Genomic DNA, 7,241 nt, shown 5'->3' on the forward strand with positions numbered 1-7,241 from the left:
ATCAACGATGAGACGATAAACAGGATCTCCCAGCTCTTCGCCCGGCACGGCTCTGACATCTGGTTCATCAAAGATGCGGCCGAACTTCTGCCGGAAGGCTATCAATGCAGCGGCTGCGGCGGAACCCATTTCCGCAAGGAGACCGACATTATGGATGTGTGGTTCGACTCCGGCTCCAGCCATATGGCGGTCTTGGACACTTATAAGGATCTCAGCTGGCCGGCTGACTTGTATCTGGAAGGCAGCGACCAGCATCGCGGCTGGTTCAATTCCTCGCTTTCCACCGCTGTGGCAGTGCGGGGCGCCGCTCCTTACCGCCAGGTTTTGACCCACGGCTTCACGGTAGATGAACAAGGCCGTAAAATGAGCAAATCCCTGGGCAATGTCATCGATCCCCTGGTGATGATTAAAGAGATGGGGGCCGACATCCTGCGCCTGTGGGTATCTTCGGCCGATTACCGCAACGATGTTTCGGTTTCCAAGAACATCATCAAACAGAGCGCGGAAGCGTATCGCAAGATCCGCAACACCTGCCGCTTTATATTGAGCAATCTGTACGACTTTGACCCGGCAGCAGATCAGGTGGCTTATGAGAACCTGACCGACCTGGACCGCTGGGCTTTGCTGAAAATGGATAAACTGGTGCGCCGGGTGACCAATGCCTATGATGAGTACGAGTTCCATGTGGTGTTCCATGCCATCCACAACTTCTGCACCATCGAACTGAGCAACATTTACTTTGATATCCTTAAGGATAAACTGTATTGTTCCAATCCGCAGGATCCCCAGCGCAAAGCGGCCCAGACCGTTTTGTACCGGCTCATCAACAATCTGGTGGTAATGTTCACTCCGGTTCTGGCCTTCACCACCGAGGAGATCTGGTCCTACCTGCGCCGCGAGGGGCAGCCGGAAAGCGTGCAGCTCCTGGAATGGCCGCTGCCTGATGACAAATATCAGGATGATGCCCTGGAGAAACGCATGGATATGGTATTGAGCGCCCGCGAAGTGGTCACCAAAGCCCTGGAAGAAGCCCGGGCTCAAAAGGTGATCGGTCATTCCCTGGGAGCCGCCATCACCATTTATGTAAATCCGGCCTGGGAACAGGTTTTTGCCGGTATGGGTGAGATCGAGAAAATGTTTATCGTGTCCAGTTGCCGGGTTGTACCCGAAGAAGCGCCGCCTGCCGCGGCTGTGAGTCTGGAGCATGTTTCCGGCCTGGCGGTGGAGGTTCAACCCGCGCCTGGCGAAAAATGCGAGCGCTGCTGGATAATCGACCTTACCGTGGGAAGGCATCCCGGGCATACCACCTTATGCCGGCGCTGCGCAGAGGTCATCGATAGTTTGTAATCGAGGGCGGGGCGGTCAAGCATCGCCCCTGACCATAAATACAATCAAAAGCAGGAGGACGCTATGGAAGAAGGCAACCGCTTGATTATCACCGTCCTGGGACATGACCGGGTCGGGATCATCTACGGAATTTCCGGGGTGTTAGCCAACACCAATGTAAATATCCTGGACATCAGCCAGACCATACTGCAGGGATTCTTCACCATGGTGATGGTGGTAGATTTCTCCCACAGCACCGTGGATTTGGCCCAGCTGAAACAATTGCTGGATCAAAAAGGCCAGGAGCTGGGCCTGCAGGTTACAGTGCAGCATGAGGACATCTTCCGTTACATGCACCGCATCTAACGAATCACGGGGACGGTTCTTTTGACTGGCCAGGAGACAAGAAACGGGGATATAGCGCTAATGTGCGGGGACACACCCCGTTTTGGGTAATGTCCCGGAGTACTGGGAATGTTCCCGCTTATTGCTTCATTTACGACTTAAAAAATGACACAAGGAAAACTCACCGGGTGTCATTAAGGAGGGCGGATATGCCGTTTAAAGTTAGTAAAGAGGAAATATTGGAAACCATCAATATGGTGCAGGGCCAGAACCTGGACATACGCACCATCACCATGGGCATAAACCTGCTGGACTGCCGGGAAGAGGACGGTAAAAAGACCGGCCGGCGGGTTTATGACAAGATTACTCGTCTGGCCCGGGATCTGGTCGGGGTCGGCGAAGAAATCCAGCGGGATTACGGCATTCCCATCATCAACAAGCGCATCAGCGTAACCCCCATCGCCATGCTGGTCAACGGCCTGGGAGAAGACGATATCTTCGCCATCGCCCTGGAGCTGGACCGGGCCGCAGCCCAGGTTGGGGTCAACTTCCTGGGCGGCTTTTCAGCCCTGGTGCACAAGGGCTACAGCAGCGGCGACTACAATTTGATGCAAACCATTCCCCGGGTTCTGGCCGCGACCGAGCGGGTCTGCTCCTCAGTCAACCTGGGGACCACCAAGTCGGGCATAAATATGGATGCCGTCTATGATATGGGCAAGATCATCAAGGCCACGGCCCAGGCCACCGCAGACCGGGACGGCCTGGGCTGCGCCAAACTGGTGGTGTTCTGCAACGCAGCCGAAGACAACCCCTTCATGGCCGGGGCTTTCCACGGCCCGGGCGAACCTGAAACAGTCTTGAATATCGGTATCAGCGGCCCCGGGGTGGTGGCCACGGTGGTAAAAAACAACCCCGGCTGCGATCTGGGCGAACTGGCCCATCTCATCAAAAACACCGCATTTAAAATCACCCGCACCGGCGAACTGGTGGGGCGGGTAGCCTCCAAGCGCCTGGGGGTGCCTTTTGGCATTCTGGATCTGTCTTTGGCCCCCACTCCGGCGGTAGGCGACAGTGTGGCCGATATCCTCGAAGCCATGGGCCTGGAACGGGTGGGCGGCCCGGGGAGTACCGCCGCGCTGGCCATGTTGAACGATGCCGTCAAAAAGGGCGGAGCCATGGCTTCATCCTATGTAGGGGGTCTTTCCGGGGCCTTTATTCCGGTCAGCGAAGATGCCGGCATGATACGGGCCGCCGCCGAAGGAGCCCTGAGTATTGAAAAGCTGGAGGCCATGACCGCAGTATGCTCGGTAGGACTGGACATGATCGCCATTCCCGGCGACACCAGCGAATACACCATTTCGGCTATAATCGCTGACGAAGCCGCCATCGGCATGATAAACCGCAAAACTACGGCAGTGCGCATAATTCCCGCACCGGGCAAAAAGCCCGGGGATTGGGTGGAATTCGGCGGACTCTTGGGACGCGCACCGGTGATGCCGGTGAACAACTGCTCTCCTGCGCATTTCATCGCCCGTAAAGGCAGAATCCCCGCGCCTATCCATTCGCTCAACAATTAAAAAGCGTATTGAAGCCGCTCAACCTGGAATAATATATATATAGGTGAGGAAAGTGAAGAAAAATGACCAGGATGTACAGGTAGAGCTGCTTCTGAGATTAAACCGCAAGCTGGAGGAAATGGCTGAGACTATGCACAAAATCGGGGTGGCGGAGTACATTGAGATGCTGCGCCATCCCCGGCGGCTGTTCTGGATCAACTTCTGGTCCGGGGTGGCCCGGGGACTGGGCATGGCCATAGGATTTACCATTCTGGCCGCATTGGTGTTGTATCTGCTGCAGCGCGCCATTCTTCTCAATTTACCGGTAATCGGCGATTTTATCGCCGATATCGTACAGATTGTGCAAAAACAGTTGGGGGTCGATTAAACGGGTTTGTAAAATAACCTGAAGGTGAGGAAAGGCCATGAACCAGATTGATTATTACCAGGCTTTATTATCCAGAAAACAAGATATCGAGGAGCAGATCGTGCGCCGGCGTGATATTCTGCAAATGCCTATGTCAGAATACCTGGACGAACTGTCTCTTTACGATCAGCACCCCGGAGACCTGGCCAGCGATACCTATGAGCGCGAAAAAGAAATCGGCCTCCTGGAAATGCTGGAATTTGAACTGGAGAAGGTCAATGATGCCCTGATGCATTATCAAAACGGCACCTACGGGATCTGTGAGCAGTGCGGCCAGCCCATCGAACCGGCCCGTCTGCAAAGGGTGGTCAATACCACGCTCTGTGCCCGCTGCGCCCGCGAACACAGTCACAACTACACCCGCCCTGCCGAGGAGGACGTGATCAGTCCGGGCCGGATGTTCGATACCGCTTTCGATATAGCTGGCTACGACCATGATGAATATCGCAATACCTTGCACAACCCGGACCCGGATTGAGCGGGGTGCAAATAAGTTTAGCTTTACTTAAGATGAGAACGGGTACGGCTGGAGCCGGATTGAACGCGGTGGGCAGGCTTAGAATAATTTAAGACGAGCACCTTGGATTTGACGGGGTGCAAGTTTAGAAAGGCTGGGGCGTAGTTTAAAACGAGCGCATATGCCGGGGGTGCCGCTGTAAAGTCTCTAGACTCCGGGCTCAGTTGCCAATAATTGCCGGCCCCGTTAGGCTGATGAACGGGCCGTCAATTTTTGAACAATCCGGTCTCCTAAAGTGTAAATAGCCACTATTGTCGCTTCCTGCTTTAACAGGACGAGTAGGCTGGAATTTTGGCTTAAGCTGAACATTGCCAAACATTTCTGGCTTGTTTATAGTAGTTATAACCAAGGCAAGACTGACGAGTACATCATGGAAAAGGAGGACTGGGCGTGAAAATCGGGATTTTCACCGATAGTTACAAACCTTATACCAGCGGTGTAGTTACCTCGATCACCACCTTTAAAAAGGAATTAGAAAAATTAGGGCACCAGTTGTTTATATTTGCTCCCAATTATTCCAATTATGTGGAAACCGAAGAAGGGGTATACCGCTACTACTCTGTACCCGCGCCGACCAACCCTGATTTTACCCTGGCCATACCGGTGTTTCCGGGCATGAAATACCTCCTGCGCAAGCTGGATCTGGATATCATCCATGTTCACTCCCCATTTACCATGGGACGGGTGGGGCTGCACTATGCCCGGCGCCTTAATCTCCCTATCGTATTTACCTATCACACCCTCTATGACCAGTACATACACTACCTCCCCGTGGCTCAGGAGCTGGCCCGGGAAATGACCGTCAAGTTCAGCAATAATTTCTGCCGCCAGGTGGATCATCTCATCGTCCCCAGCTCAGAGGTGAGCAATATTCTCTCCAGTTATGACATTTCCACTCCCATCTCGGTGATCCCCACCGGAGTGCCGGTGCAGCTGTTCAAAGCGGTGAGCCGCAGGGAAAATATCTTGCGGGAGCGTTACGACATTCCCGCTGAGAATAAAATTCTGCTCAATGTGGGGCGACTCACCAAAGAGAAAAACCTGGAATTCCTCCTGGATGCTTTCGCCCGGGTGCATCGGCAAAAACCTCAGACCACTCTGGTGATAACCGCGCAGGGGCCTTTGGAAAGCGCCTTAAAACAGCAGGTGGCGGAGCTGGGCTTAAGTCTGGAGCGGGACGTTATCTTTACCGGGGCGGTTCCCTTTGAAACCCTGATTCAAGTTTACTACAGCGCCGACCTTTTCATATTCTCCTCCATGACCGAAACCCAGGGACTGGTATTAGTCGAAGCCATGGCCGCCGGTCTGCCGGTGGTAGCCATTAAGGCCTACGGGGTATTGGACATGGTGGATCATGGCATCAACGGGCTCTTAACCGCATGTGATCAGGAGGAATTCACCAGGGCCGTCCTGCGCATGCTTAACGATGACAAGGTTTATCAGTTTTTCCGGCACAATGCCCTGTTGAAGGCCGAGGAGATCTCCTCTCAGAACATGACCCTGGAGCTGGAAAAGGTCTATCAACAGCTGATAAATAAGAATGTTCACCGCCGCAGCCGGGTGTACGACTGGCTGTCCCGCATCGCGCCATAGGAGAGGCTGGCCTCTCCTCCCCCATGCCCTCCCAGTTTCGTTCGGGGTGGGTTTGTGTTACATTGTTAATGGGACAGCCCCACCCCAGATTGAGGAACATTTCAGAACGGGAATGAGACCACAAATGCTGCGGACCATCCTGGCTATAATAGCCGCCAAAATCATCATAAAGCTCAGCCGCCGCTTCGGCAATCAAGGCACGGTCATGGCCGGGCGGGTGGCGCGCCGGCTCGACCCCGGGATACTCAGAAAACTGGCCGGCCGGGTAGAGAAGCAGATCATCATCATTACCGGCACCAACGGTAAGACCACCACCAGCAACATGATCGCGCAGATTCTTAACGCCGACGGCCATAAGATAGTTCACAACCGGGCCGGGGCCAATATGCTAAACGGCATCACCACCGCCTTTATCGGGGCCACCAACCTGACCGGCAGCAGAAGCTGGGATTATGCCCTGCTTGAAACCGACGAGGCCAATGTAGCCCCGCTGCTGAAAGAGGTGGATGCCGGAGTATTGCTGGTAACCAATTTTTTTCGCGACCAATTGGACCGTTACGGCGAACTGGATTATACCATCGGCTTAATCAGAGAGGGCGTGAAAGGCCGCCGCCTGCGGTTATGGCTGAATGCGGACGATCCCTTGATGAGCAGTTTCCCGCAGGATACCGGACTGCCCTGCAGCTATTACGGTTTTGACGAAACCCCTTATGACACCCTGGAGAATCACAACAGCCGGGAGGGGCGCTATTGCATGCTGTGCGGGGAGGAGATCGAGTACCTGCGTTTTCATTTCGCGCAGCTCGGGGTTTTCCGCTGCCCCAAATGCGGCAACCAGAATCCGGAGCCCGATTTCGTAGCGACTGATCTGCAGCTTGATCAAGGCATTGCCATGAAAGTAAATGAAATCCCCATCAAGAGCCCTTACCAGGGATTCTATAACGCCTATAATCTTTTGGCCGCAGTGGCCTTGACCAGAGGCCTGGGGGTTAGGGATGCCGTCATACAGGAGGCCCTGGCCCGCTTCCAGCCCCAGGCGGGGCGCATGGAGCGCTTCAGCGTAGGAGAGCGGGAGGCCACCTTGATCCTGGTCAAAAACCCCACCGGATTCAATCAGAGCCTACAGGCCCTGCTGCAGGACGGCAGAAGCAAAAATCTGTTTCTGGCTTTGAATGACAATGCCGCCGACGGGCGCGATATCTCCTGGATCTGGGATGCCGATCTGGAGGTTTTGGCCGAACCCGGCGCCGGGATAACCATCCTGGTCTGTTCCGGGCTGCGCAGTGGAGATATGGCGGTCAGGGCGAAATACGCTGGAGTCGACAGCGGGGTTATAGAGATTGAGAGCGACCTGGAGGCCGGTATCAAGAAAACCCTCGGGGGTACAGGCCAGGTCGGCTACATTTTATCCACCTATACGGCCTTATTCCAATGCCGCAAAATACTTCTGGGTATGCAGAGCGAACCGTCTGTAAAA

At 54.6% G+C, this 7,241-nt stretch carries 7 protein-coding genes; all 7 read left to right on the top strand.

All coding sequences use genetic code 11. The features are described from left to right. Positions 1-1,347 (top strand): class I tRNA ligase family protein (locus B3W37_RS09925; protein WP_483175603.1); only part of this gene is annotated, 1,347 nt, incomplete at its 5' end. 63 nt (positions 1,348-1,410) lie between these two features. Further along, positions 1,411-1,692, top strand: a complete 282-nt coding sequence (locus tag B3W37_RS09930) for an ACT domain-containing protein (RefSeq protein WP_483168675.1) — start codon at positions 1,411-1,413, stop codon at positions 1,690-1,692. A 188-nt stretch (positions 1,693-1,880) separates the two neighbouring features. Further along, positions 1,881-3,248 (top strand): DUF711 family protein, encoded by a 1,368-nt coding sequence (locus B3W37_RS09935; protein ID WP_483168674.1) that lies wholly within the window; start codon positions 1,881-1,883, stop codon positions 3,246-3,248. A 43-nt stretch (positions 3,249-3,291) separates the two neighbouring features. Further along, on the top strand, positions 3,292-3,615 hold the full coding sequence (locus B3W37_RS09940; protein WP_483175605.1) for a DUF5665 domain-containing protein: 324 nt from the start codon (positions 3,292-3,294) through the stop codon (positions 3,613-3,615). A 37-nt stretch (positions 3,616-3,652) separates the two neighbouring features. Beyond that, on the top strand, positions 3,653-4,132 hold the full coding sequence (locus B3W37_RS09945; protein WP_483168672.1) for a TraR/DksA C4-type zinc finger protein: 480 nt from the start codon (positions 3,653-3,655) through the stop codon (positions 4,130-4,132). A 429-nt stretch (positions 4,133-4,561) separates the two neighbouring features. Next, on the top strand, positions 4,562-5,764 hold the full coding sequence (locus tag B3W37_RS09950) for a glycosyltransferase family 4 protein (RefSeq protein WP_483175606.1): 1,203 nt from the start codon (positions 4,562-4,564) through the stop codon (positions 5,762-5,764). A gap of 124 nt (positions 5,765-5,888) precedes the next feature. Beyond that, positions 5,889-7,241: MurT ligase domain-containing protein (locus B3W37_RS09955; protein WP_483175607.1), on the top strand; the 1,353-nt coding region annotated here is incomplete at its 3' end.

The sequence above is a fragment of the Syntrophomonas sp. UBA5494 genome (assembly GCF_002426325.1).